The sequence below is a fragment of the Herbaspirillum lusitanum genome (genome assembly GCF_046025995.1).
Taxonomy (GTDB): Bacteria; Pseudomonadota; Gammaproteobacteria; order Burkholderiales; family Burkholderiaceae_D; genus Herbaspirillum; species Herbaspirillum lusitanum_A.
This window is the reverse complement of the sequence record NZ_JAQQFM010000006.1, coordinates 403,541-428,626: the sequence shown is the minus strand read 5'-3', so window position 1 is coordinate 428,626 and position 25,086 is coordinate 403,541. Positions and strand designations below refer to the sequence as shown.

Annotated in this window: 20 protein-coding genes; 13 read left to right on the top strand and 7 right to left on the bottom strand. The window is 60.8% G+C overall.

What is annotated here, in order from left to right; genetic code table 11:
• Positions 1-445 precede the first annotated feature (445 nt).
• The 3 genes from PQR62_RS15655 (at position 446) to PQR62_RS15645 (ending at position 1,964) form a co-directional block, all read left to right on the top strand.
• Positions 446-880: a DUF2846 domain-containing protein gene (locus PQR62_RS15655; RefSeq protein ID WP_408158899.1), complete on the top strand. Its 435-nt coding sequence runs from the start codon at positions 446-448 to the stop codon at positions 878-880.
• Between the two features lie 213 nt (positions 881-1,093).
• Entirely contained in the window at positions 1,094-1,456 is a 363-nt protein-coding gene (locus PQR62_RS15650) for an MmcQ/YjbR family DNA-binding protein (RefSeq protein WP_408158898.1), read from the top strand.
• Between the two features lie 139 nt (positions 1,457-1,595).
• Positions 1,596-1,964, top strand: coding sequence for a hypothetical protein (locus PQR62_RS15645; RefSeq protein ID WP_408158897.1), 369 nt, complete (start codon positions 1,596-1,598; stop codon positions 1,962-1,964).
• 56 nt (positions 1,965-2,020) lie between these two features.
• Here PQR62_RS15645 and pyk read toward each other — a convergent pair whose 3' ends face one another.
• From pyk to gcl, 5 genes are all read right to left on the bottom strand, one after another.
• Positions 2,021-3,439: a pyruvate kinase gene (pyk, locus tag PQR62_RS15640; RefSeq protein WP_408158896.1), complete on the bottom strand. Its 1,419-nt coding sequence runs from the start codon at positions 3,437-3,439 to the stop codon at positions 2,021-2,023.
• A 273-nt stretch (positions 3,440-3,712) separates the two neighbouring features.
• Positions 3,713-3,865, bottom strand: a complete 153-nt coding sequence (locus PQR62_RS15635) for a hypothetical protein (RefSeq protein WP_408158895.1) — start codon at positions 3,863-3,865, stop codon at positions 3,713-3,715.
• A 44-nt stretch (positions 3,866-3,909) separates the two neighbouring features.
• Positions 3,910-4,797 carry a 2-hydroxy-3-oxopropionate reductase gene (gene glxR / locus PQR62_RS15630; protein WP_408158894.1) on the bottom strand — a complete coding sequence of 296 codons (888 nt, stop codon included), beginning with the start codon at positions 4,795-4,797 and terminating at the stop codon, positions 3,910-3,912.
• Between the two features lie 90 nt (positions 4,798-4,887).
• The gene (hyi, locus tag PQR62_RS15625; RefSeq protein WP_408158893.1) at positions 4,888-5,667 is read right to left on the bottom strand and encodes a hydroxypyruvate isomerase; all 780 of its coding nucleotides are present in this window, start codon (positions 5,665-5,667) and stop codon (positions 4,888-4,890) included.
• A 350-nt stretch (positions 5,668-6,017) separates the two neighbouring features.
• Entirely contained in the window at positions 6,018-7,793 is a 1,776-nt protein-coding gene (gcl, locus tag PQR62_RS15620) for a glyoxylate carboligase (protein WP_408158891.1), read from the bottom strand.
• 184 nt (positions 7,794-7,977) lie between these two features.
• On the opposite strand from gcl, the gene PQR62_RS15615 reads away from it, so the two are divergent.
• The 6 genes from PQR62_RS15615 (at position 7,978) to guaD (ending at position 17,757) form a co-directional block, all read left to right on the top strand.
• The gene (locus PQR62_RS15615) at positions 7,978-8,892 is read left to right on the top strand and encodes a LysR family transcriptional regulator (RefSeq protein WP_408158890.1); all 915 of its coding nucleotides are present in this window, start codon (positions 7,978-7,980) and stop codon (positions 8,890-8,892) included.
• Positions 8,893-9,681: 789 nt separating this feature from the next.
• Positions 9,682-10,980, top strand: coding sequence for an NCS2 family permease (locus PQR62_RS15610; protein WP_408158889.1), 1,299 nt, complete (start codon positions 9,682-9,684; stop codon positions 10,978-10,980).
• Positions 10,981-11,342: 362 nt separating this feature from the next.
• Complete coding sequence (xdhA, locus tag PQR62_RS15605; RefSeq protein ID WP_408158888.1) at positions 11,343-12,866, top strand: xanthine dehydrogenase small subunit; 1,524 nt, start codon at positions 11,343-11,345, stop codon at positions 12,864-12,866.
• Positions 12,863-15,229: a xanthine dehydrogenase molybdopterin binding subunit gene (gene xdhB / locus PQR62_RS15600; RefSeq protein ID WP_408158887.1), complete on the top strand. Its 2,367-nt coding sequence runs from the start codon at positions 12,863-12,865 to the stop codon at positions 15,227-15,229. The genes xdhA and xdhB overlap by 4 nt, the downstream gene beginning before the upstream one ends.
• 52 nt (positions 15,230-15,281) lie before the next feature.
• Positions 15,282-16,361 carry a xanthine dehydrogenase accessory protein XdhC gene (gene xdhC, locus PQR62_RS15595; RefSeq protein WP_408158886.1) on the top strand — a complete coding sequence of 360 codons (1,080 nt, stop codon included), beginning with the start codon at positions 15,282-15,284 and terminating at the stop codon, positions 16,359-16,361.
• A gap of 97 nt (positions 16,362-16,458) precedes the next feature.
• A complete protein-coding gene (gene guaD, locus PQR62_RS15590) occupies positions 16,459-17,757 on the top strand; it encodes a guanine deaminase (protein WP_408158885.1) in 1,299 nt (432 codons plus the stop codon).
• Between the two features lie 82 nt (positions 17,758-17,839).
• On the opposite strand, the gene PQR62_RS15585 is transcribed toward guaD, so the two are convergent.
• Complete coding sequence (locus PQR62_RS15585; RefSeq protein WP_408158884.1) at positions 17,840-18,451, bottom strand: TetR/AcrR family transcriptional regulator; 612 nt, start codon at positions 18,449-18,451, stop codon at positions 17,840-17,842.
• A gap of 468 nt (positions 18,452-18,919) precedes the next feature.
• On the opposite strand from PQR62_RS15585, the gene PQR62_RS15580 reads away from it, so the two are divergent.
• From PQR62_RS15580 to PQR62_RS15565, 4 genes are all read left to right on the top strand, one after another.
• Complete coding sequence (locus PQR62_RS15580) at positions 18,920-20,407, top strand: efflux transporter outer membrane subunit (RefSeq protein WP_408158975.1); 1,488 nt, start codon at positions 18,920-18,922, stop codon at positions 20,405-20,407.
• A gap of 5 nt (positions 20,408-20,412) precedes the next feature.
• Positions 20,413-21,681: an HlyD family secretion protein gene (locus tag PQR62_RS15575; protein ID WP_408158883.1), complete on the top strand. Its 1,269-nt coding sequence runs from the start codon at positions 20,413-20,415 to the stop codon at positions 21,679-21,681.
• A 192-nt stretch (positions 21,682-21,873) separates the two neighbouring features.
• Positions 21,874-23,391: a DHA2 family efflux MFS transporter permease subunit gene (locus PQR62_RS15570; RefSeq protein WP_408158974.1), complete on the top strand. Its 1,518-nt coding sequence runs from the start codon at positions 21,874-21,876 to the stop codon at positions 23,389-23,391.
• A gap of 186 nt (positions 23,392-23,577) precedes the next feature.
• Positions 23,578-24,585, top strand: a complete 1,008-nt coding sequence (locus PQR62_RS15565; protein WP_408158882.1) for a zinc-dependent alcohol dehydrogenase family protein — start codon at positions 23,578-23,580, stop codon at positions 24,583-24,585.
• Between the two features lie 92 nt (positions 24,586-24,677).
• Here the strand turns inward: PQR62_RS15565 and gcvH are convergent, their stop codons facing one another.
• Positions 24,678-25,055, bottom strand: a complete 378-nt coding sequence (gene gcvH / locus PQR62_RS15560; protein WP_408158881.1) for a glycine cleavage system protein GcvH — start codon at positions 25,053-25,055, stop codon at positions 24,678-24,680.
• Between the last annotated feature and the right edge of the window lie 31 nt (positions 25,056-25,086).

Here is a 25,086-nt window from a genome sequence, read left to right as displayed (position 1 = left end):
GACAAAACCCGACTGTTCGATCGAGTAAAAACGGCGCATTTCTGCGCCGTTTTTACTTTCCCCAAGCTTTTTTCTTTACTTTGATTTACTATTTCCTCCACAAAATTGAACACGATAATCACGTAATCAAAATGTGTTCCAAGCTGACAAACAATACTCAAATGCTTGCAAGGGGAAATATATAAAAATGAACACACGCCACTCGCGCCAGCGCGCGGAAATACCGCCCCCGTCCTAGCAGCTTAAATTTTTTCTCTGAAGTCATTCATGCCGATGAACTCTATTTCTTCGGCATTGGAATAGTCACGCCTGCAACCCTGAAAACGTTTTCTGCAAGCAGCACTGAGAAGAACAGCCATTGACGCTGCATATAAGTTTTGGCAGCAATTTTTTCCTGTAGTCAGCAGTAAATATTGCATCAACTCATCCACTAAGAAAGACAACTATGAAACAACTGTTTTTGGCCGCACTCATCGCTTCCAGCCTGGTAGGCTGCGCATCCGTACCTATGGGCGATCCTCAGCAAGATGCAGCGCTCAAGACCTTTACAGCACCACAGGGCAAATCCGGCGTGTATATCTATCGCAACGAATCGATGGGTGCTTCCGTAAAAATGGACGTAGCAATCGATGGCGAAGCAACCGGCCAGACCGCTGCCAATACCTATCTCTACAAAGAACTGACACCGGGCAAGCACGTGATCAGCTCCACTGCCGAAAATACCGATACGTTGGAAATCGATGCCAAACCCGGCATCCTGACTTACGTCTGGCAAGAAGTAAAAATGGGCGTCCTCTACGCACGCAATAAGCTGCATCTCGTTTCCGACGATGAAGGTAAGAAGGGCGTACTGGAAACCAAACTTGCCGTAAGCAAGTAAGGTCGGAAGCCCGAAATGGCGTCAAAGAGAGCCCTGCTGTCTTTGGGAAATGGCTTCTCCAGTTGCATGGCTAAAATCAGCTGAAGACAATCAGGACGCTATGTCTGAATTGCTCTGACGCGAAGAAAACGGGATTTCAAGCGACTTGAAATCCCGTTTTCCTTGGTGCCTGATTACAATGCCTCGATCCCTTTCGCCAAGTCTCATACTGTCATGAACGCCACTCAGCTCAAAAAATTCTGCAATGACCTGCCCGCAGCGACATCGCGCCTCGTGGCGCCGCCTGCCAATGTTCTGGTCTATTCCATCGGCGAAAAGAACTTCGCCTGGTTCAAGACCAGCGATCCTGAAAAATGGCGTTTCAGCTTTCGCGTCAGTCCGGATCGCTTCATCGAGTTGACCGATATGCCCGGCATCAAGCCTGCGCGCTACATGTCGCGCTTTCATTGGGTCACGGTTGTGGATGTGCGCAGCATGCCGGAGGCGTATTTGAAGGAGCTGGTGCAGTGGGCTTATGAGAAGGCTCTGGCGAGCCTGAGTGCCAGGCGACGCAAGGAATTGCTGGCCAGTTTCTGATCATCTTTTTTCGCTCTCGCGAGCGACCCTCAGCTGACATTGTTTTTTTATCTACTTCCCCGACACAACGAAACCGGCGATAAGCATGTCTTCAAAAATCAAGGTAGGAAACGTTTATCTGGAAATACCGGAAACAAGCATGACGACCATCACGGCCGCGCCGGACATGCGCCCGGTCACCGTCGAGAAACCAGAGACGCCCGAACCGCTGGAAACACCTCAATACATCTATCGTCCCAACGACCCGTTTCAGTCCGGGATCGACGAAGCGCGCGCCATCACCAGTATCAGCACCTCACATAAACCCTGGGTCAAAACCACGTGGTTCATTCTCTTCGTTCTCGGTCCGCTCGTCGTCATCGAACTGATCGCGCTCAAGGTTGCGCTTGAATCAAACACGAATGCAGTACGAGGATTTCTGAGCATCAACGCCGGCATGTTCCCCGTCTGGCTTTGCTATTACCTCATCTGGCGCAAACGCATGCGCTCGTCTTCCTCAAACCGATAAGCAAAAAACTAAACGGGATTTCAATTGACTTGATATCCCGTTTTTTTAAAAGCGGACTAAGCCCACACCTCCGCCAACCTCAACAAATTGGTACTCCCCGGCTGCCCGAAGGGCATACCGGCGGTGATTGCGATCTGATCCCCGGCTTTGGCGAATCCTTCTTTCAGTGCCGTCTGGCAAGCGGCGCTGACCATTTCCTGTTCGTTGTGTATCTGCTCGCTGATGGTGGAGTGCACGCCCCACACCAGCGCCAGCCGGCGTGCGGTGGCGAGTTGCGGGGTGATGCTGAGAATCGGCGCCATCGGCCGTTCGCGGGCGGCGCGCAGGCTGGTGTGGCCGGAGCTGGTGTAGGTGACGGTGGTGGTGGCGCCGACGATGCCGGCGACGTCGCGCAATGCCGAGCAGATGGCGTCGGCGCGATTGGCTTGGGGCGCTTCGTTCTGGGCGTCGAGCAAGTTGCGGTACAGCGGATCGCGTTCGACTTCGGCGATCACGCGATCCATCATCGCCACCGCTTGCAAGGGATAGGCGCCGTTGGCGGATTCGGCCGACAGCATCACGGCGTCCGAACCATCGTAGATGGCGCCGGCGACGTCCGATACTTCCGCCCGCGTCGGCACCGGGCTGCTGATCATCGACTCCAGCATCTGGGTGGCGATGACGATGGGCCGGCCATGCTGGCGACAGGTGCGCAGGATTTTCTTCTGGGTGCCGGGCACGCGCTCCGGCGGCAACTCCACGCCAAGGTCGCCGCGCGCCACCATGATGGCGTCGGAGGCTTGCACGATTGCGTCTAGCCGGTCCAGCGCGGCCGGCTTTTCCAGTTTCGACAGCACACCGGCACGCGTGCCGATGATGGCGCGCGCTTCATGCACATCTTCGGGACGCTGCACGAATGAGAGCGCGATCCAGTCGGCGCCCATGTCGAGCGCAAAATCGAGGTCGCGCTTGTCCTTGTCGGTCAGCGCCGGAATCGGCAACACGGCGTCGGGCACGTTGACGCCCTTGCGATCCGACAGCACGCCATCATTCATGACGCGCGTGCGGATGCGCTGGCCGTCGCTGTATTCAACCTGCAAGCGCACTTTGCCGTCGTCCAGCAGCAGGGCCTGGCCGGCGGTGATGACATCGAACAGTTCCGGGTGCGGCAGACAGACGCGTTGCTTGTCGCCGGGCCGGGTGTCGCGGTCGAGCGTGAAGTCCTGGCCCTTGTTCAGCGTCACCTTGCCTTGTTCGAATTGTCCTATGCGCAGCTTGGGACCTTGCAGGTCGGCCAGCACGGCGATCGGGCGGCCGGACTCGCGCTCCACTGCGCGCACGATGCGGTAGCGGGCCATGTGGTCGGCGTGGCTGCCGTGGCTGAAGTTGAAGCGGAAGACGTCGGCGCCGGCTTCGAATAGTGCCTGGATGGTTTGGCGGTCGTTGCTGGAGGGGCCGAGGGTGGCGACTATTTTGGCTTGGCGGTGGCGGCGCATGAGGGGCTCCGGGGGGATGATTTTTTGTTGGAGGATTTGTTGCGGGCTTGGGCAGTATGTTTAGTTCGCGCAGATTGAGTTATGTGCTGGTTGACTCTTTCCTTTCTTCGGACGAACTCAGTTGCCGGGGGTAGCCCGGCAGCTACTCACTTTTCTTGCTTCGCCAAGAAAAGTAAGCAAAAGAAGGCGACCCCGAAGACTTGCCCTGCGGGTTCCCGGTGCCGTGGCGCAAAAAATGGGAAGTGAAACAAACTCGCTGCGCTCAGACAAGTTTCACTTCTGATCCATTTTCTGCACCACATCACCGGCTGCGTCCCCACGGGGAATTCTTTTGTCCGCCTCGCCTTCGGCATCGGGTTGAGCTCGCCTGCGGCTTTGCTTTGTTTGCTGTTCGCCTTCGGCTTCGATTTTTCTGATCGCAATCACCGGCTTTTTCTTTTCTGCGAAGACGTTTGCTCTTCCCTTACTTTTTACGCCTTTGCGATTTCATGATTCGACATCAATTCCACCGCGCGGCACAGCGCCGAGTGATCAAGTCCGCTCATGCCGTGGGCGGCGCAGGCATTCATCAGTTCTTGTGCGGTGGCAGTGTTGGGCAGGCTGATGCCGAGCGCCTTGGCGCCTTGCAAGGCGAGGTTGAGATCTTTCTGATGCAGCTCGATGCGGAAGCCGGGATTGAAAGTACGCTTGACCATGCGTTCGCCATGCACTTCCAGAATGCGCGAGGAGGCGAAGCCGCCCATCAGGGCCTGGCGCACGCGCGCGGGGTCGGCGCCGGCTTTGGAGGCGAACAGCAGCGCTTCGGCTACCGCCTGGATGTTGAGCGCGACGATGATCTGATTCGCGACCTTGGTGGTCTGGCCGTCGCCGTTGCCGCCGACCAGGGTGACGTTCTTGCCCAGCAGGTCGAACAGCGGCTTGACGTCGTTGAAGGCAGCTTCCGAACCGCCGGCCATGATCGTCAGCGAAGCGGCCTTGGCGCCGACTTCACCGCCGGAGACTGGCGCGTCCAGATACTGGCAGCCGAGGGCGTTGATCTTTTGCGCGAAACCCTTGGTGGCAATCGGCGAGATGGAGCTCATGTCGACCACGATCTTGCCGGCCGACAGACCTTCCGCCACGCCCTTGTCGCCGAACAGCACTGCTTCAACGTGTGGCGTGTCCGGCACCATGACAATGATGATGTCGGCGCGCTTGGCGACTTCCGCGCCCGAGGTGCAGACCGTGGCGCCGCCGTCGATCAATGCCGCCGGTGGATTTTTCTGATCGTGCAGATACAGCTTGTGACCGCCCTTTTGCAGATTGTCCGCCATGGGCGCACCCATGATACCGAGACCGATGAAGCCGACTTTTGCCATGATGTTTCTCCTCAAGAAATAGTGTCTGAAGTAATGTCGGGCACTGATTAGTGCGAATTAGCAGCCAATCAGCGGCCGATTAGTGACCGATTAAAGCCCGTGTGCAGCGCGCCAGCCCAGACCTTCCTGAGTGCCGGCCTTGGGCTTGTATTCGCAACCGATCCAGCCGTCGTAGCCGAGTTGTTCCAGCAAGCTGAACAGAAAGCGATAGTTGATTTCGCCGGTGCCCGGCTCGAAGCGGCCCGGGTTGTCGGCCAGCTGCACATGACGGATCAGCGAGAGATTGGCCTTGATGGTGCCGGCCAGCTCGCCCTCCATCCTTTGCATGTGATAGATGTCGTACTGCACGAAGATGTTGTCGGAACCGGTCGCCATGATCAGCTCCACGGCCTGCTTGGTCGTGTTCAGATAAAAGCCGGGGATATCGAAATAATTGATCGGCTCGATCAGCAGGCGAATGCCCTCTGCTTTCAATTTTTCCGCGGCGAATTTCAGATTGACGATCAGAGTCAAGCGCGCGACTTCAGCGCTGACGCCCGGCGGCAGAATGCCGACCAGACAATTCAACTGCGACACGCCCAGCACCCCGGCGTAACGGATCGCCTCCTCCACGCCCTCGCGGAATTCGGCGGTGCGATCCGGATGACAGGCAATGCCACGCTCGCCGGCATCCCAATTTCCCGCAGGAAGATTGTGCAACACCAGCTCCAGCTCATTGCGCTTCAACTGCTCGGCAATCTGCTCGGCATCAAAAGAATAAGGAAACAGAAATTCGACACCACGAAAGCCCGCCTGCGCCGCCGCGCGAAAGCGCTCCATGAACGGCAGCTCGGTGAACAGCATGGTCAGATTGGCAGCCAGCTTGGTCATGTCAGATCCTTGAAATGATGAAAAAAGAAAACGCGAAAAAACACTGCGAGCAACACTCCCGAGGCCGAAGGCGAGGCGGACAAAAGAACTCCCCGTGGGGACGCAGCCGGTGATGTGGTGCAGAAAATGGATCAGAAGTGAAACTTGTCTGAGCGCAGCGAGTTTGTTTCACTTCCCATTTTTTGCGCCACATCACCGGGAACCCCGCAGGGGCAAGTCTTCGGGGTCGCCTTCTTTTGCTTACTTTTCTTGGCGAAGCAAGAAAAGTGAGTAGCCGCCGGGCTACCCCCGGCAACTGAGTTCGTCCGAAGAAAAACAGGGCAAAATCGATCAGGCCCCGGGCCTAAACCTCAATCCAGCAAACTGATCGCCGTAGGCGCATGCCCTCTCTCCGTCGCCAGCTCCTCAAACTCATTGACCGCATCAATCTCGGTGCCCATCGCAATATTGGTCACGCGCTCCAGAATGATCTCCACCACCACCGGCACGCGGAACTCATCCATCCAGCGCCTGGCCTGCGCGAAGGCATCCTGAATCGCATTCGGATCGGTCACGCGGATTGCTTTGCATCCCAGCCCCTCCACCACTGCGACGTGATCGACGCCATAGCCGTTGAGCTGCGGCGCATTGATATTTTCAAACGCCAGCTGCACGCAGTAATCCATCTCGAAACCGCGCTGCGCCTGACGGATCAGGCCGAGGTAAGAGTTGTTCACCAGCACATGCAGATAAGGCAGATTGAATTGCGCGCCGACCGCCAGCTCTTCGATCATGAACTGGAAGTCGTAGTCGCCCGAGATCGCCACCACCTTGCGTTGCGGGTCGGCGGCGCAGACGCCGAGCGCGGCGGAAATGGTCCAGCCCAGCGGCCCGGCCTGGCCGCAGTTGATCCAGTGCCGGTCCTTATAGACGTGCAGGAATTGCGCGGCGGCGATCTGCGACAGACCAATGGTGCTGACGTAACAGGTGTCGCGGTCGAAGGCGCGGTTCATTTCTTCATACACGCGCTGCGGCTTGACCGGCACCTCATTGAAATGCGTGCGCCGCTGCATGCTGCCCTTGCGCTGCTGGCATTCGGCCAGCCACTGCGCGCGGTCGGGCAACTTGCCGGCCGCCTTCATTTCCCGGGCGACCTCGATGAACAAGGTCAGCGCCGCCTTCGCATCGCTGACGATGCCGTAATCAGGGCCGAACACGCGGCCGATCTGGGTCGGTTCGATATCCACGTGAACGAATTTGCGGCCCTTGGTAAACACCTCGACCGAACCGGTATGCCGATTGGCCCAGCGATTGCCGATGCCGAGCACGAAGTCGGACGCCAGCATGGTGGCGTTGCCGTAGCGATGACTGGTCTGCAGACCGACCATGCCGGCCATCTGCGGATGATCGTCGGGGATGGCGCCCCAGGCCATCAGCGTCGGAATCACCGGCACGCCGATCAGCTCGGCGAACTCCACCGCCAGCGCCGCGGCATCGGCATTCACCACGCCGCCGCCGATGGTCAGCAGAGGACGTTCGGCTGCATTCAGCATGGCGAGCGCCTTTTCGATCTGGGCGCGGGTGGCCGAGGGACGATAAACCGGCAGCGGCTCATAGGTATCGGGGTCGAATTCGATCTCGGCCATTTGCACATCGAAAGGCAGATCGATCAGCACCGGACCGGGACGGCCCGAGCGCATCAGGTGGAAAGCCTGCTGAAACACGCGCGGCACCAGCGCCGGCTCGCGCACCGTCACCGCCCATTTGGTGACCGGCTTGGCGATGGATTCGATATCGACCGCCTGAAAGTCTTCCTTATATAAGCGGGCGCGCGGCGCCTGGCCGGTGATGCACAGAATCGGAATCGAATCGGCCTGGGCCGAATACAGACCGGTGATCATGTCGGTGCCGGCCGGGCCCGAGGTGCCTATGCACAAGCCGATGTTGCCGGCCTTGGCGCGGGTGTAGCCTTCGGCCATGTGCGAGGCGCCTTCCACGTGGCGCGCCAGGATGTGCTGGATGCCGCCATGGCGCTTCAATGCCGCGTAGAACGGATTGATGGCCGCGCCCGGCACGCCGAAGGCTTGCAGGCAGCCCTCCTTTTCCAGCACCGCGACGGCGGCGTCGACTGCTCTCATCCTTGCCATGTTTCCTCCTGAAGTTGCTTGATATGCCTGTGGTGAACGGAAACCCGGCGCCGGAACAGCGAGCCTTGCATCCTGTGAGACACATGCTATAGCCGCACCTCAGGTTTGATAAGCCGACATAAAATCTGTTTATTACTTACTTAAAGTATCGAAAAACAGAAAAAGTATCGGATAAGATAGAAATATGGACAAACTCAAACAGATAGAAGCCTTTGTGCTGGTGGTCGACAAAGGCAGCCTGGCGGCGGCTGCGCTGGAAGAAGACGTCACGCCGGTGATGATGGGCCGGCGCATCGATGCACTGGAAAAACGCCTGGGCACCAAGCTGATGCACAGAACCACGCGCCACCTGACGCTGACCGAGCAAGGCAGCGTGTTTCTGGATCACTGCCGCAAGCTGCTGGAGCAGATGGAGACGGCGGAAAAAAGCATCTCCGAAGGCCGCCACAAGGCCACCGGCCATCTGGTGGTATCGACCCCGGCGGCCTACGGCCGTCTGCATGTGGCGCCGCACGCGCCGGCCTTCCTCGCCGCCAATCCGGAGGTGCAGATTTCCTTCAACCTGACCGACCGCGTGGTGGATCTGGTGCGCGAAGGCTACGACCTCGGCATCCGCATCGGCGGCAGCATCGAGCCCAGCTTCGTCGCCGTGCGTCTGGCCAGCAACCGCCGCGTGGTCTGTGCCGCGCCCGAATACCTGCACCGCAAGGGCATGCCGAAAACCCTGGACGACCTGGCCCGGCACAATTGCCTCGCCTTCAACCTGCAAGGCGGCCAACAGCGCGGCTGGTATTTCCAGCAAAACGGCAAACCGGTGATCATCAAGGTGCAAGGCAATCTGGACTGCAACGACGGCGAACTGCTGCACCGCTGGGCCGGAGAAGGCCTGGGACTGGCCTGGCGCTCCACCTGGGAAATCCAGTCGCAACTGGCCTCGGGCGAACTGATTACCGTACTCGACGACTACGCCCTGCCGCACTACGACATCATGGCGGTCTACCCCCAGCAACGACATTTGCCGGCCAAGACCCGCTTCTTCATCGACTACCTGAAAGAAGTCTATGCAAGACCGGATTACTGGCGAGGAACGGTGAAGTAAGGGAGCAGGCGAGCTTCGATACGCAGCAATGCCGAGACTAAGCCCGAACGGATGCAGATGAAATGTTAAAGAAGAAGACCCGCAGCGATCAAAGACAGCAATGCCGAAGCCCAAGCAAAGCCGAAGGCGAGCAAAAATCCCGAGGCCGAAGGCGAGGCGGTTAAAGAAGTCCCCTTGTGGGCCAGCCGTCGTCGCGCTGTAAAAAATGGATCAGAAGGGAAACTTGTCTGAGCGCAGCGAGTTTGTTTCCCTTCCCATTTTTTGCAGGGTGACGACGGGCACCCCGAAGGGGCTGGCGCTTAGGGGTCGCCTTTCTTTGCTTACTTTTCTTTGGCGAAGCAAAGAAAGTGAGTAGCCGCCGGGCTACCCCCGGCGCTCCCCTCCGCCCGAAGAAAGAAAAGACTAAAGCAACACAGCAATTCCAAGGCAGAACAAACCCAACATTGCAAAACCAGCAAGCCCCAATCCAAATCACAAAGATTCAATACAGAAACCTTCACAATGCAGCGCAACACCCCCCCTCACACAACCCCTCATTCCAGCATCAACTAAACATATAACCGTATATCTATAATAGATATTTCATATGAGTTACGAACCCACCTCGAAATTGGACGACATTACGTACGCTGCAATCAATCTGCACCTGGCCCTACCGCCCGGAACAGACGGAGCAAAGGCAACAACTGCAGCCATAACGATAAAGACGCAAACGCCCATTTTTTGCCTGCCTCAGAAACAGGCAAGTTTTCCGGCGTATAAAAAAGGACCAAACGGAGACAAGCCACAATGAATTTTCTGGACAACTATTTCAAGCTCAGCGCCAACGGCACCACCGTGCGCACCGAGCTGCTCGCGGGGCTGACCACCTTCCTGACGATGGCTTACATCATCTTCGTCAATCCATCGATTCTGGGCGATGCCGGCATGCCCAAGGATTCGGTATTCGTGGCTACCTGCGTGGCGGCCGCCATCGGCACCCTGATCATGGGTCTGTACGCCAACTACCCCATCGGGCTGGCGCCGGGCATGGGCCTCAACGCCTATTTCGCCTACGCCGTGGTCAAGGGCATGGGGTTTCCGTGGCAGGCGGCGCTGGGGGCGGTGTTCATCTCGGGTTGCCTGTTCGTCATCGTCAGCCTGTTCAAGATTCGTGAACTGATCGTCAACAGCATTCCGCATTCCCTGCGCACGGCGATTCCGGCCGGGATCGGGCTGTTTCTGGCCATCATCTCGCTCAAGAATGCCGGCATCGTGGCCGCCAGCCCGGCCACTTTCGTGACCATGGGTGATCTGCATCAGCCGGCGCCGGTGCTGGCCATCATCGGCTTTCTGGTGATCGTGGCGCTGGACAAGATGAAAGTGCGCGGCGCCCTGCTGATCGGCATTCTGGTGGTGACCGTGCTCAGCTTCGTGTTCGGCGGCAATCATTTCAGCGGCGTATTCTCGGCGCCGCCATCGGTCGCGCCTACCCTGTTCCAGCTCGACATCAAGGGCGCGCTGTCAATGGGCTTGCTCAACGTGGTGCTGGTGTTCTTTCTGGTTGAGCTGTTCGACGCCACCGGTACGCTGATGGGCGTGGCGCAGCGCGCCGGCCTGATGAAGAACGGCAAGATGGAACGCCTCAACAAGGCGCTGCTGGCGGACAGCGGCGCGATTGTCGCCGGCTCTTTCCTTGGCACATCCAGCACCACTGCCTATATTGAAAGTGCGGCGGGCGTGCAGGCCGGCGGCCGCACCGGGCTGACCGCAGTGGCCATCGCCGTGCTGTTTTTGCTGTGCCTGTTCATTGCGCCGCTGGCGGGCGTGGTGCCGGCTTATGCAACGGCGCCGGCCTTGTTCTTCGTGGCCTGCCTGATGCTGCGCGAGCTGGCCGACATCGACTGGAACGACACCACCGAATGCGTGCCGGCCGTCATCACCGCGCTGATCATGCCCTTCACCTATTCGATCGCCAACGGTCTGGCGCTGGGCTTCATCAGCTACGCCGGCCTGAAGCTGCTGACCGGCCGCGTGAAGGATGTGTCGGTGGTGATCTGGATCATCGCCGCGATCTTCCTGTTCAAGCTGATCTATCTGGGCGAGTGAGCGTACCGAAAAAACGGTAAATTGCAGTAAGGGGATGCGCCGTTCCTGAAGGCGCATCCCGGGATTGTCAAAAGATGACATTGAACAATCGTTCGCCACAAAACGAGGGCGACAATCAGTTTCATCTTTTGAGGACCCCGGCACGTTTCTTGTATGGTTTTCCAGACGAGCAACGTCCATGCAGGAAGCAGAAAAAAGATCCGCCAGCCGCCGACACGGGCCAGCAGATGTAACAGGAGGAACCAGCGCTTCCTGCCGGATCGAATAATAAGAGTGCGCCCCACGATCAGCCCTGGAGCGTGCCATAGAGCGAAACAAGCTCTCAGCACCCTTTGTTTGAACACATTGACCAGAGCAGAGACATGTCAGAATCGAATTGCGCCTCCCAGCGCTCCATCCAGTTCTATTTCCGTGGCGAGATCCGCCGGGCTGAAGGCTTGCCCAATACCCGCACCGTCTTGCAGCACCTGCGCGAAGACCTGCACTGCACCGGCACCAAGGAGGGTTGTGCCGAGGGCGACTGCGGCGCTTGCACTGTGGTGGTCGGCGAATTGCGCAACGATCAGCTGGAATTGAAAACCGTCAATTCCTGCATCCAGTTCTTGCCGACGCTGGACGGCCGCGCGCTGTTCACGGTGGAAGACCTGAAGCAGCACGACGGCTGTCTGCACCCGGTGCAACAGGCCATGGTGGAATGCCACGGCTCGCAATGCGGTTTCTGCACACCGGGCTTCGTGATGTCGCTGTGGGGCCTGTATCTCAAGCACGAAAAGACCGAAGTCGAGCCGAGCGCGCGCGAGATCGACGATGCGCTGTCGGGCAATCTGTGCCGCTGCACCGGCTATCGCCCCATCATCGACGCCGCGCGCCGCATGGGTGAATTGCCCAAAGTCGCATTCGACCGCGAGCAGGTCAGCCAGGCTTTGCGCGACATCCGGCGCAGCGAACCGCTCAGCGTCAGCTACAAGGGCCAGACCTTCCACGCGCCGCGCACCCTGGCGCAACTGGCGAAGCTGCGCAGCGACCTGCCGCAGGCGCGCATCCTGTCGGGCTCAACCGACGTCGGTCTGTGGGTCACCAAACACATGCGTGATCTGGGCGACATCATCTACATCGGTCAGGTGGAAGAATTGCGCCACATCGCGGTGGCCGACGGCTGGATCGACATCGGCGCCGGTGTTTCGCTGGAACAAGCTTATGCCGCCGCGCATGCGCACTATCCGCAGGAACTGTCTGAACTGTGGCAGCGCTTCGCCTCGCTGCCGGTGCGCAATGCCGGCACGCTGGGCGGCAATGTCGCCAACGGCTCGCCCATCGGCGACTCCATGCCCTGGCTGATCGCGCTGGGTACGCATGTGGTTTTGCACAGCGTGCACGGTCCGCGCGAGATGCCGCTGGAAGACTTCTACATCGCCTATCAGAAGTCGGCGCTGCAAGCCGACGAAGTGGTGGCGACGGTGCGCATTCCGCTGCCGCGCGCGGGCGTGGTGTTTCGCACTTACAAATTGTCCAAGCGCTTCGATCAGGATATCTCGGCGGTGTGTGCGGCGTTTGCATTCAGGCTGGACAAAGGCCAGGTGGCCGAGGCGCGCATCGCCTTCGGCGGCATGGCGGCCACCCCCAAACGCGCAACGCAGGCCGAAGCCGTGCTGAACGGTCAGGACTGGAGCGAGCAAAACGTGCGCGCCGCCATGCAGGCGATGGCGCAGGATTATCAGCCGCTGTCCGACATGCGCGCCAGCTCGGCCTATCGTTTGCGCACGGCGCAGAACCTGCTGTATCGCTACTGGCTGGAAACCCGCGCCGATGCGCCGCTGGCGGCCGACTCGCTGCGCGCATTCACGATCAAGGCGATCAAGACTTCGCCTGAGGAGTCATTGCGATGAACAAGCACACCGAAGAATTCATGTCCGCCAAGGCCGGCCTGCCGCCGGCTTCGTGGTCGGCGGTCGGCAAACCGAATCCGCACGAATCGGCGATCCTGCACGTGACCGGCGAGGCCACTTACACCGATGACATCATCGAGCTGCAAGGCAGCTTGCATGCCGCGCTTGGCCTGTCGCAAAAGGCTCATGCAAAATTGCGCGCAGTCGATCTGTCCAAAGTAAAAGCATCTCCCGGCGTGGTCGCGGTCTACACCGCCGACGACATCCCCGGCGACAACCAGTGCGGCGCCATCATTCACGACGATCCCGTGCTGGCCGACGGCCTGGTGCAATACGTCGGCCAGCCCATCTTTCTGGTGGTGGCCGACAGCCACGATGCCGCCCGCCGCGCCGCGCGGCTGGCTGCCATCGACTACGAGGAACTGCCGGCGATCCTGACGCCACGCGCAGCGCACGAGGCGCAGTCTTACGTCTTGCCGCCCATGCATCTGAGCCGCGGCAAGCCGGCCGAAGCGCTGGCCTCGGCGCCCCATGTGCTGAACGGAAAATTCGACGTCGGCGGGCAGGAGCAGTTTTATCTGGAAGGCCAGATTTCATACGCGATCCCCAAAGAAGGACGCGCCATGCATGTGTATTGCTCGACCCAGCACCCCAGCGAAATGCAGCATCACATCGCGGTGGTGCTGAATCTGGCTTCGCACGATGTGCTGGTGGAATGCCGGCGCATGGGCGGCGGCTTCGGCGGCAAGGAATCGCAATCGGCGCTGTGGGCCTGCGCCGCTGCGGTGGCGGCGGCGCGACTGCGGCGACCGGTCAAGCTGCGCGCCGACCGCGACGACGACATGATCGTCACCGGCAAGCGCCACTGCTTCGCCTACGACTATGAAATCGGCTATGACGACAGCGGCCGCATCGTGGCGGCCAAGATAGACATGGTCTCGCGCGCAGGGTTTTCGGCCGATCTGTCCGGCCCGGTGGCCACGCGCGCGGTCTGCCATTTCGATAATGCCTATTACTTGTCGGACGTTGAAATCCACGCCATGTGCGGCAAGACCAATACGCAATCGAATACCGCCTTTCGCGGTTTCGGCGGTCCGCAAGGCGCCATCGCCATCGAATACATCATCGACGAAATCGCCCGCAATCTGGGCAAGGATGCGCTGGAAGTGCGGCGCGCCAACTTCTACGGCGACAGCAGCGGTGAAGGCCAGGATGCGCGCAATGTCACGCACTACGGTCAGAAGGTGGAAGACAACGTGATCCATGCGCTGGTCGATGAGCTGGAGCGGACCAGCGACTACCAGGCGCGCCGCGCTGCCGTGCAGGCCTTCAACGCGCAGAACACGATTCTGAAAAAAGGGCTGGCGCTGACGCCGGTCAAGTTCGGCATTTCCTTCAACGTGCCGCATCTGAATCAGGCCGGCTCGCTGGTGCATGTCTACACCGACGGCTCGGTGCTGGTAAATCACGGCGGCACCGAAATGGGCCAGGGCCTGAACACCAAGGTGGCGCAGGTGGTGGCGCATGCACTCGGTCTGCCGCTGGACAAGGTGCGTTGCACCGCCACCGACACCAGCAAGATTGCCAACACCTCGGCCACCGCCGCCTCCACCGGCAGCGACCTCAACGGCAAGGCGGCGCAGGATGCGGCCCTGCAGATACGCGCGCGGCTGGCGCAGGTGGCCGCCGCGCGTTTCGGCGTGGATGCCGGCGCCATCCGTTTCGCCGATGGCCTGGTGATCGCCGGCGAACAGACCGTGCCCTTTCCCGAACTGGTGATGCAGGCATACCTCGCGCGCACGCAATTGTGGTCCGACGGTTTTTACTCGACGCCTCGCGTGCACTGGGATTCCAAGACCATGACCGGCCATCCCTTCTTTTACTTCGCCTATGGCGCGGCGGTGGCGGAAGTGGTGATCGACACCCTGACCGGCGAATGGAAGCCGCTGCGCGTCGATTCGCTGTACGACGCCGGCGACAGCCTCAATCCGGCGATCGACATCGGCCAGGTCGAAGGCGGCTTCATTCAGGGCATGGGCTGGCTGACCACCGAAGAACTGTGGTGGAACAAGGACGGCAAGCTGATGACGCATGCGCCCTCGACCTACAAGATTCCGGCGATCTCTGACTGCCCGGCTGATTTCCGCACGCAGCTGTTCAGGAACAGCAATGTCTCGGACACCATCCACCGCTCCAAGGCCACCGGCGAACCGCCGCTGCTGCTGCCGTTCTCGGTGTTTCTGGCGATCCGCGATGCAGTGTCGGCGGTGGGCGAACACAAGGTCAATCCGCCGCTGCGCGCACCGGCCACCAGCGAGGCGATTCTGGATGCGGTGGATGCGGTAAGAGCAGCCGCAATCTGATGCCCACGATTCCGCACCGGCAAGTGAACCCACGTAACCAGCGAGCGCATTCATGACTACATGGCTAGCCTCTTTGATGCAACTGCGCAGCAAGGCCGTACCGGCAGTGCTGGTGACGGTCGCCGAAATCCAGGGTTCGACGCCGCGTGAAGCCGGCGCGCGCATGGTGTTCACCGCCGACCGGCAATTCGACACCATAGGCGGCGGCCATCTGGAATGGCGCGCAGCGCAGATCGCGCGCGCCATGCTGGAAGGCGATGTCTCACCATTGCCGGCCCAACGCAAGCTGGAGCGTATCGCGCTCGGCCCCAGCCTGGGCCAGTGCTGCGGCGGCGTGGTGTTTCTCGCCTTCGAACGCATCGATGAGCAGGCCGCCGCCGTCCTGCACGAACTGGAGCAACACTGGCGCAGCGGCACCGATATCTGGCGCGCGCTGCCGCTGGATAATGCAGAGCCTTGCCGCCTGTACGAGATCGATGGCGAAGCCTGCGATCTGGCCGGGCCGGACCATGGCTTGCACGCCATGCAGTTTCGCGACGTCCGCAAGACCTATGTGACGCGCGACAGCTTCGGCCGCCGCTGGCTGCTCGATCTGTGCCGCGCACATCAGCCGCAGCTGGTGCTGTTCGGCGCCGGCCATGTCGGCACGGCGCTGGTGCGCGTACTGGCGACGCTGCCCTGCCGCGTGATCTGGGTCGATGAACGGGAAGACATGTTCCCCGACGATCTGCCGCCCAACGTCAGGGTGGAAGCCACCGACGTGCCGAACGCGGTGGTCGATCTGGCCGAGCCGGGCGCCTATTTCATCGTGATGACGCACAGTCACGCGCTCGATCAGCAGTTGACAGAACGCATCCTGAAACGCCAGGATATCGCCTGGTTCGGGCTGATCGGCTCACACACCAAGCGCAAGCAGTTCGAGCACCGCCTGCTCGATCGCGGCATTACCCAGGAACAACTGAATCGCATGACCTGTCCCATCGGCATCCCCGGCATCTACGGCAAGGAACCCGCCAGCATCGCTATCGCGGTGGTGGCGCAGTTGCTGCAGCTATGGGAATTGCGCTTCCAGCAGGGCGCAGGAAAAACGAAGGCACTGCTCGCCACACACTCGCTGGACGGTGGGGCATAAACCAAGCCGCCCTGCCGTCACCCTCTAGACCGAAGACTTTGCAGACCTTCTTGTAAGGCTTCGTTTATCTTTCAAGCAATCCCTAGAGGAGCAATTCATGAACACATCCGTGCAAGCCTATCGCGCCAGCCTCTTGCATTTCAGCGGCGACCCCGCCTTCGACGAACACGCCACGCGCTGGCATGGCGACGGTCTGCTGATCGTGGCCGACGGCAAGATCGTAGCCGCCGGCGACTACGATCAATTGATCGCCAGCCTGCCGGCCGGCACCGAGGTGCAGGACTATCGCGGCAAGATTCTTACGCCCGGCTTCATCGACACCCACGTGCACTATCCGCAGACCGACATCATCGGCTCGCCGGCGCCGGGCCTGCTGCCCTGGCTCAACACCTACACCTTCCCGGCCGAACGCCGTTTTGAAAGCGGCGAACACGCGGCGGAAGTGGCCGACTTCTTCCTGGCCGAGCTGCTGCGCAACGGCACCACCACCGCCGCCGTTTACTGCACCGTGCATCCGCAATCGGTGGATGCCTTCTTCAACCGCAGCAGCGCACTGAACCTGCGCATGGTGGCCGGCAAGTGCCTGATGGATCGCAACGCGCCTGACTTCTTGCGCGACACCGCCGAAAGCGGCGCGCGCGAAAGCGAAGAACTGATCAAGCGCTGGCACAACAAGGGCCGCCAGCATTACGCCATCACCGTGCGCTTTGCGCCGACCTCCACGCATGCGCAGATGAAGCTGGCCGGCGAACTGGCCAGCCAGTATCGCGACACCTATATCCAGACCCACGTCGCCGAGAACACCGATGAGGTGAAATGGGTGAAGGAGCTGTTCCCCGACAGCCGGAGCTATCTCGACGTCTACGATCAATACGGCCTGATGCGCGAGCGCGCGCTCTATGCGCATTGCATCTGGCTGGACGATGCCGACCGCGCCCGCATGGCGGCCACGCAATCGGTGGCGACGGTCTGCCCGACTTCAAATCTGTTCCTGGGCAGCGGCCTGTTCGACTTCGCCGGCGCCGACCGTCTGCATATGCCGGTATCGATAGCGACCGACGTCGGCGGCGGCACCAGCTTCTCCATGCTGCAAACCATGAATGAGCTGTACAAGGTCGGTCGCATGGGCGGCACGCATCTGTCGGCGCAGCGCATGTTTTATCTGGCGACCTTGGGCGGCGCACGCGCGTTGCAACTGGAAGGCACGATCGGCAATTTCGCAGCCGGTTGCGACGCCGACTTCATCGTGCTCGACCCGCAAGCCACGCCGCTGCTGGCACGGCGCAGCGCGACCACCGACAATTTGGAAGAGCAACTGTTTGCGCTGGCGATTCTGGGCGACGACCGGGCGATTGCCGCGACTTATTCGGCGGGCAAGCAGGTGCATCAGCGTTAAATGCTTAAGCATTCGACGTCAAAGAAAAAGCCTGGCATCGGTGACGATGTCAGGCTTTTTCATTTATCCGGAGGTCAAGGATTCAGACTGAAGGACGCACCTCATGCATGCGGATAAAACTGTCCACCGCGCGCGCAGCGGAGATTTTGATCTTGGCCGGCGACACCGTGGTCACCACATTGAGCATGCGCACATCGACCCATTCGGCTTCCACCAGCGAGCGGAACTGCAGGGCGGCGATCCAGCTGTCGGAAGATTGCAGCTCGCCCTGCTCCATCTTGAATTTCAGAAACTCGGAGATGCGGGTCCAGCCGCGTTTGGGGCCGCGTTCATACAGCAGCGGCCCGAGTTCGGATTTGCCGGCGTAATACATCGCCAGCCGCTTGACCGCCACCACATCCGGCTTGAGCACCACGCTCAGATAATGAATCGCCAGTTGCAGCAAGGCGGCGCGCAAGTCGTCTTCATCTTGCAAGGCGGTGAACACATTCTCGAACTGGCAGCCGACCTGCTTGAGCATGACCTCGACGAAGATTTCTTCCTTCGACGAAAAATAGTTGTACAGCGTCGCCTTCGATCCGCCGATACGGGCTGAAATCACCGCCATCGAAGCGCCCTCGAATCCGATCTCGTTAAACACCTCGGCGGCAATGTCGATCATTGCCTGCCGGCGTTCTTCACTCTTCTTGCGCATGCCTGTCTGTCCTGACTTTACTGATATTGGGTAGCGAACCGCTCATGGGCGGAGATGCCGGCGCCTGTTCAAATTCCTGGGCTTGCCGGGCTCAAGATGCATACATCGGTCTCGTGCAAGGCCCGCATTCTAATATTTCCCTGATCGCAACATGTCTTGCCGCGCGCCGAATTTGTTCACATGTCTTGCTTCAATTCAAGCCCGTGTGCGCCGAAACGACGTTGCGCGCAGGCCCGATCAATTTTTGTAGTTTCACTTGACGCTCTCCAAAAGTCAATACTATACTGAACTGTACAGTTTAGAATTTTATAAAAAAGCTCATCCACGATCATGAAAACCTTGCATTCATCCGCTTCAGCCTCGGGCAGAACCGGCTCGGCTGCTGACAGCGCCTACGGCCTTGCTGCCCGGCATCAGCAACAGCGTCGCTCGGCCTCCCCCAAGCTGTCACGTCGCGGCGCCGCCACCATGTCGCTGGCGCTTCTGATTGCAGCCGCCCTGAGCGGCTGTGCCTCTTTCACCGACCTCGGGCCGCGCGCCGAACCCAAGGCTATCGATCAGTACGCCGCCAGCCAGTCGCTGGCCGGCACGCAGGATCTGGCGCAATGGCCCACAGATCAGTGGTGGAACAGCTACGGCGATGCTCAGCTCAACACGCTGATGAATGAAGCGCTGCAGGGTGCGCCGTCAATGGCGGTGGCGCGTGCGCGTCTGCTCAAGGCCGAAGGCTCGGCTCAGCAGCAAGGCGCCGCGCTGTATCCGCAGATCAGCGCCAATGCTTCGCTGGATCACATGAAGCAGAGTTACAACAACGGTTTCCCGGCTGAATACGTCCCCAAGGATTACAACAACGAAACGCGCGCCACGCTGGACTTCAGTTACGAAATCGACTTCTGGGGCAAGAACCGCGCCGCGCTGGCCGCCGCCACTTCCGAGTTGCAGGCCAGCCAGGCCGATGCCGCACAAGCACGCATGACGCTGACGACGTCGATCGCCTCCGCCTACGCCGAACTGGAAAATCTGTACGCACAACGCGACACCAATGCCGCCGCGCTCAAGGTGCGGGTGGAAACGCTGGACCTGTTTCGCCAGCGCTATACCAACGGCCTGGAAACCATGGGCTCGGTGAAGCAGATGGAAGCACGCCGCGCCATGGCCGAAGCGCAATTGCAGGCCACCGATGAATCCATCGCCCTGCAGGGCAACAAGCTGGCGGCCTTGTCCGGCGCCGGTCCGGATCGCGGCCTGAAGCTGACCCGTCCGGCCATCGATCTGACCAAACCCTTCGCGCTGCCGGCCAATGTGCCGGTCAATCTGCTGGGCCGTCGTCCCGATATCGTGGCCGCGCGCCTGCGCGCCGAATCGGCCGGCAAGCAGATCAAGGTGGCGCGCGCCGCTTTCTATCCCAACGTCAACCTGACCGCCTATTTCGGCTTCCAGTCGCTGGGCATCGACATGCTGACCAGCCGCGGCTCCGACATCGGCAGCATCGGCCCGGCAATCTCGCTGCCGATCTTCAATGGCGGCAAGCTGCGCGGACAATTCCGCTCCGCCAGCGGCAGCTATGACGAAGCGGTCGCCAACTACGATCAGGCCGTCACCCAGGCACTGCAGGATGTGGCGGACGTTACCGTCAGCGAAAAGGCCTTGGCGGGCCGGCTGTCGCGCGTGCAGGAGGCGGCCGATGCGGCCGGCGAAGCCTATCGCATCATCAGTAATCGCTACAACGGCGGCCTCAGTAATTACCTCGACGTGCTCAATGCGCAAGACACCCTGCTGACCAATCTCCAGGAACTGTCGAATCTGCGCTCGCGCCGTTTCTCGCTCGACGTCGCGCTGGTGCGCGCACTGGGCGGCGGCTATAGCCAGCCGGAGAGCGACAGCAGCGATACGAACAAAACCGGCGACGCCAGCAAGCAGCTTGCGCCGACTACAGAACAGCAAGCGAAAGGTTAATCATCATGTCTCACAGCGACAATCAAGCAGCACAATCCCTGGCGGCCAGCAGCGCCGACCAGCAAGCAGCTCCAGCAACACCGACAACACCGACAACACCGGCAGCAGCACAACAAGGCAACACGCAAAAGCGCAAGAAACTGTTCACCATCTTCGGTGCCGCCGTGGTGGTGGTCGGGCTCGGCTACGGCGCTTACTGGTATCTGATCGGTTCGCGCTACGTCAGCACCGACAATGCCTACACCGCGACTGAAATCTCGGTGGTCACGCCGGCCATCAACGGCATCGTGGCCGATGTCAAGGTGGTCGATACGCAACAGGTCAAAAAGGGCGACGTGCTGCTCAGTATCGACGACGCCGATGCCAAACTGGCGCTGGCGCAAGCCGAAGCCGATCTGGATCGCACCAAGCGCAAGGTCGAAGGTTTCTTCGCCAACGACGCCGGTCTTGCCGCCCAGGTGCTGGCCCGTGAAGCCGACCAGAAACGCGCTGCCGCGCAAGTGTTGTCGGCCCAGGCTGACATGAAGCGCGCCGAGATCGATCTGCAACGCCGCGAAGCGCTGGCCAAGTCGGGTTCGGTATCGGGCGAAGAACTGAGCAATGCGCGCACCGCCCTGCTCACCGCGCAAGCCAACATGAAGGCGGCCGAAGCCAGCGAAGTGCAATCGCGCGCCAACAAGAGCGCCACCATGGGCGCCCAGAAAGCCAGCACCGTGCTGACCGCCAACACCACCGTGGCCGACAATCCGGAAGTCGAGCTGGCGCGCGCCAAGCGCGATCAGGCCAAGCTGGATCTGGAGCGCACCGTCTTGCGCGCACCGGTCGACGGCGTCATCGCGCGCCGTCAGGTGCAGGTCGGCCAGCGTGTGCAGACCGGCGCCAATCTGTTGTCGGTGGTGCCCATGCAGCAGATGCACGTGGATGCCAACTTCAAGGAAGGCCAGCTGACCAAGGTCGAGATCGGCCAGCCGGTCACCATGAAGGCTGACATCTATGGCGGCTCGGTGGAATACCACGGCGTGGTCACCGGTCTGGCCGGCGGCACCGGCTCCGCCTTCGCGGTGATCCCGGCGCAGAACGCTACCGGCAACTGGATCAAGGTGGTGCAGCGCCTGCCGGTGCGCATCTCCATCGATGCCAAGGAACTGAGCGAACGTCCGCTGAGCGTCGGTCTGTCGATGGAAGTCGAGATCGATACCCGCGGCGAGCACGCCAAGCCGGCACAGGCGCAAGGTCAAGCCCAGGGCCAGTCGCAGAAAAGCGCCAGCCTCTGAGCGGCAAGCTTCCGACATCAGGCAAACCCGCATGACAGCGGCAACGACCGCTGCATGCGCGAGGCATTCAGTTGCACCGACCGCGCCATCATCAACACGGACAAATAACAGAGGTCTATCGTGTCATCTTCAAGCGCAACTGCGCCTTCACTACCGTCGAATCCGCCAGCTTCGCCGCCGTCCAAACCCGGGCTGTTCGAAGCGCCGCTGACCGGCGGCCAGCTGGTCGGCGCCGGCATTCTGCTGGCCGCCGCCAACTTCATTGCGGTGCTGGATACCACCATCGCCAACGTGTCGGTGTCCACCATTTCCGGTTCGCTGGGCGCATCGACCAGCCAGGGCACCTACGTCATCACCTCCTACGCGGTGGCCGAAGCCATCACCGTGCCGCTGACCGGCTGGCTCGCCAACCGCTTCGGCACGGTGCGCGTGTTCATCACCTCGATGATCATGTTCGGCGTGTTCTCGGCGCTGTGCGGCTTCGCCAATTCGCTGGGCATGCTGATCGCCTTCCGCATTTTGCAAGGCTTCGCCGGCGGCCCGCTGATGCCGCTGTCGCAGACTCTTCTGCTGCGCATCTTCCCCAAGGAAAAGGCGCCGGCCGCCATCGGACTGTGGGCCATGACCACGCTGATTGCGCCGATTGCCGGGCCGATCCTGGGCGGCGTGCTGTGCGATCAGTACAGCTGGCCCTACATCTTCTGGATCAACGTGCCGGTGGCGCTGATCTGCGGCTATGTCGGCTGGCGCATGCTCAAACGCTACGAGACCAAGACCAACATCGTGCCGATCGACAAGGTCGGGCTGCTGCTGATGGTGATCTGGGTCGGCGCGCTGCAATTCATGCTGGACGAAGGCAAGGAAAAAGACTGGTTCGCCTCCACCGAAATCGTGGTGCTGGCCCTGATCGCCGGCGCCGGTTTCATCGCCTTCATGATCTGGGAATTGACCGAACGCAATCCGGTGGTCGATCTGCGGGTGTTCCGCCATCGCGGCTTCTCGGCCAGCGTCACCACCATCTGCCTGGCCTTCGGCGCCTTCTTCGGCGCCACCGTGCTGACGCCGCTGTGGCTGCAGGGTTATATGGGCTATACCGCCACCTCGTCCGGCATGGTGTCCGCCATGACCGGCATTCTGGCGGTGCTGACGGCGCCCTTCGTGGCCAAGATGTCGACCACCGTCGATGCCCGCAAGCTGGTCTTCATCGGCGTGGTGTGGCTGGGGCTGATGACCTTCGTGCGCGCCTTCAACACCACCGACATGACCATGTTCCAGATCGGCTGGCCGCTGTTCCTGCAAGGCATAGGGCTGCCGCTGTTCTTCGTGCCGCTGACCGGGCTGGCGCTGGCCAGCGTGAACGAATCGGAGACCGCTTCGGCGGCCGGGCTGATGAGTTTCTGCCGCACCATGTCGGGCGCGATTGCGACCTCCATCGTCAACACCAGCTGGGAAAACGACGCCACCCACTTCCATGCCGAATTGTCCGGCCTGGTCGACCGCATGGGCGACGCCACCAATACCCTGCTGGCCTCGGGCATGAGCGCCGACCAGGCCACCGCCTCCATCGCGCAGACGGTGCAGTCGCAAAGCATCATGCTGGCCACCAATCATGTGTTCATGATGGCGGCGGTCTCGTTCTCACTGGCGGCGCTGGCCATCTGGTTCGCGCCCAAACCGACTCGCGTGGCCGATACCTCAGCCGCGCACTGATCCCCCCAAGGCTCACTCCCCGGAGCCGGGCAGAAGCCTGCGCAAGCAATTGCGCAGGCTTCTGTTTTTTTGTGCGCCGAATTCAGCGCCCATCTGGACTGATCGATGCTGACCTGCATCCGCGCACGCATCGCGCATGATTTTGCTAGACTTTGCGGCACCGCCATCCCCCGGAGACAAGACATCATGAGAGCCCTGCAAGCCGAAGCCTTTTCCATCGCCAGCCTGCGTCTGGTCGAGCAGCCCGTGCCGCAAGTCAGGCGCGGCGAGATCCTGATCCGCATCAAGGCGGCCAGCATCAATTATCGCGATCTGGCGATCCTGTCCGGCACTTACATGCCGCAACTGAAATTGCCCTATGTGCCGGCCTCCGATGCCTGCGGCGTGGTCGAGCAAGTGGGCGAAGGCGTCACCCGCTTCAAGGCCGGCGACCGCGTGATCCCGGTCTACATTCAGGGCTGGCGCGACGGCGCGCTGACACAGGAGCAGCGCAGCGGCGGATCGCTGGGCGCGCCGCTGACCGGCGTGCTGCAGGACTACATCGTGGTGCCGGCGGAAGAAGCAGTGCACGCGCCGGCCTATCTGAGCGACGCCGAATGCGCCACGCTGCCGATTGCCGCCCTCACCGCCTGGAGCTGTCTGCAACAAGGCGGCCTGCAAGCCGGCCAGACCGTGCTGGTGCAAGGCACCGGCGGCGTGGCGCTGTTCGCCGCGCAATTCGCCAAAGTGGCGGGCGCACGCGTGATCGGCCTGACCTCCAGCGCGCCCAAGGCCGAACTGCTGAAAAAGCTGGGGGCGGAAACCGTGATCAACTATCGCGACCAGCCCGAATGGGGGCCGGAAGTACGCAAGGCGACCGATGGTCGCGGCGTCGATATCGTGGTCGAGACCACCGGCAGCAGCCTGTCGCAATCATTGACGGCGGTGAAATTCGGCGGCTTCATCGGTGTGATCGGCTTTGTCGGCGGCTACGAAACACCGCTCAACATCAAGCAACTGATCGTGCCGATGATACGCATGCACGGCGTGGTGGTGGGTTCGCGCGCGGCGCTGGAAAGCATGATCCGTATGATGTCCATGCATCAGCTCAGGCCGGTGATCGACTCCAGCTTCCCGCTGGCGCAGGCGCCCGATGCATTGCGACGCATGGAGCAAGGCGCGCATTCGGGCAAGATCGTGATCACGATGGATTGATCGCAGAAACGCTACGGAATAAAAAAGCGGCGCCGGAGAATATCTCCGGCGCCGCTTTTTTTACTGCCCATGCGCTCGCTGCTGAACCAGCCTCAGGCCACCATCTTGCGATACGCCTCGGCATCCATGAAGGCCGCAGCGTCGAACGGCGCCGCCGGCTGCAGCTTGAAAATCCACTGCTCGTAAGGTGCACCGTTGATCGCGTCCGGCGTGTCGTTCAACAGCTCATTTACCGCCAGCACTTCACCATCCACCGGCGCGTGCAGGTCGGAGGCGGTCTTGTTCGACTCGACCACGCCCGACTCGGCGCCGCGCTTGAGCTGCGCGCCGACTTCAGGCATCGCCACATAAACCAGCGGCCCCAGTTGCTCCTGGCCGAAGTCGGTAATGCCGATGGTCAGGCTGCCGTCCTGCTCCACTTTGATCCACTCATGCGTGTCGGCATAAGCCAGGTTGTCGGGTAACTGCATTGCGGTCTCCTTGCTGTATCGATTATCGATT

Excerpts from the sequence above, each read along its gene's own strand:
- pyk (WP_408158896.1), bottom strand. The coding sequence starts at position 3,439 with ATGCGCCGCCACCGCCAAGCCAAAATAGTCGCCACCCTCGGCCCCTCC.
- glxR (WP_408158894.1), bottom strand. The coding sequence starts at position 4,797 with ATGGCAAAAGTCGGCTTCATCGGTCTCGGTATCATGGGTGCGCCCATG.
- PQR62_RS15585 (WP_408158884.1), bottom strand. The coding sequence starts at position 18,451 with ATGCGCAAGAAGAGTGAAGAACGCCGGCAGGCAATGATCGACATTGCC.
- xdhB (WP_408158887.1), top strand. The coding sequence starts at position 12,863 with ATGAACAAGCACACCGAAGAATTCATGTCCGCCAAGGCCGGCCTGCCG.
- gcl (WP_408158891.1), bottom strand. The coding sequence starts at position 7,793 with ATGGCAAGGATGAGAGCAGTCGACGCCGCCGTCGCGGTGCTGGAAAAG.
- PQR62_RS15645 (WP_408158897.1), top strand. The coding sequence starts at position 1,596 with ATGACGACCATCACGGCCGCGCCGGACATGCGCCCGGTCACCGTCGAG.
- PQR62_RS15575 (WP_408158883.1), top strand. The coding sequence starts at position 20,413 with ATGTCTCACAGCGACAATCAAGCAGCACAATCCCTGGCGGCCAGCAGC.
- PQR62_RS15650 (WP_408158898.1), top strand. The coding sequence starts at position 1,094 with ATGAACGCCACTCAGCTCAAAAAATTCTGCAATGACCTGCCCGCAGCG.
- hyi (WP_408158893.1), bottom strand. The coding sequence starts at position 5,667 with ATGACCAAGCTGGCTGCCAATCTGACCATGCTGTTCACCGAGCTGCCG.
- gcvH (WP_408158881.1), bottom strand. The coding sequence starts at position 25,055 with ATGCAGTTACCCGACAACCTGGCTTATGCCGACACGCATGAGTGGATC.
- PQR62_RS15610 (WP_408158889.1), top strand. The coding sequence starts at position 9,682 with ATGAATTTTCTGGACAACTATTTCAAGCTCAGCGCCAACGGCACCACC.
- xdhC (WP_408158886.1), top strand. The coding sequence starts at position 15,282 with ATGACTACATGGCTAGCCTCTTTGATGCAACTGCGCAGCAAGGCCGTA.
- guaD (WP_408158885.1), top strand. The coding sequence starts at position 16,459 with ATGAACACATCCGTGCAAGCCTATCGCGCCAGCCTCTTGCATTTCAGC.
- PQR62_RS15655 (WP_408158899.1), top strand. The coding sequence starts at position 446 with ATGAAACAACTGTTTTTGGCCGCACTCATCGCTTCCAGCCTGGTAGGC.
- PQR62_RS15565 (WP_408158882.1), top strand. The coding sequence starts at position 23,578 with ATGAGAGCCCTGCAAGCCGAAGCCTTTTCCATCGCCAGCCTGCGTCTG.
- xdhA (WP_408158888.1), top strand. The coding sequence starts at position 11,343 with ATGTCAGAATCGAATTGCGCCTCCCAGCGCTCCATCCAGTTCTATTTC.
- PQR62_RS15615 (WP_408158890.1), top strand. The coding sequence starts at position 7,978 with ATGGACAAACTCAAACAGATAGAAGCCTTTGTGCTGGTGGTCGACAAA.
- PQR62_RS15580 (WP_408158975.1), top strand. The coding sequence starts at position 18,920 with ATGTCGCTGGCGCTTCTGATTGCAGCCGCCCTGAGCGGCTGTGCCTCT.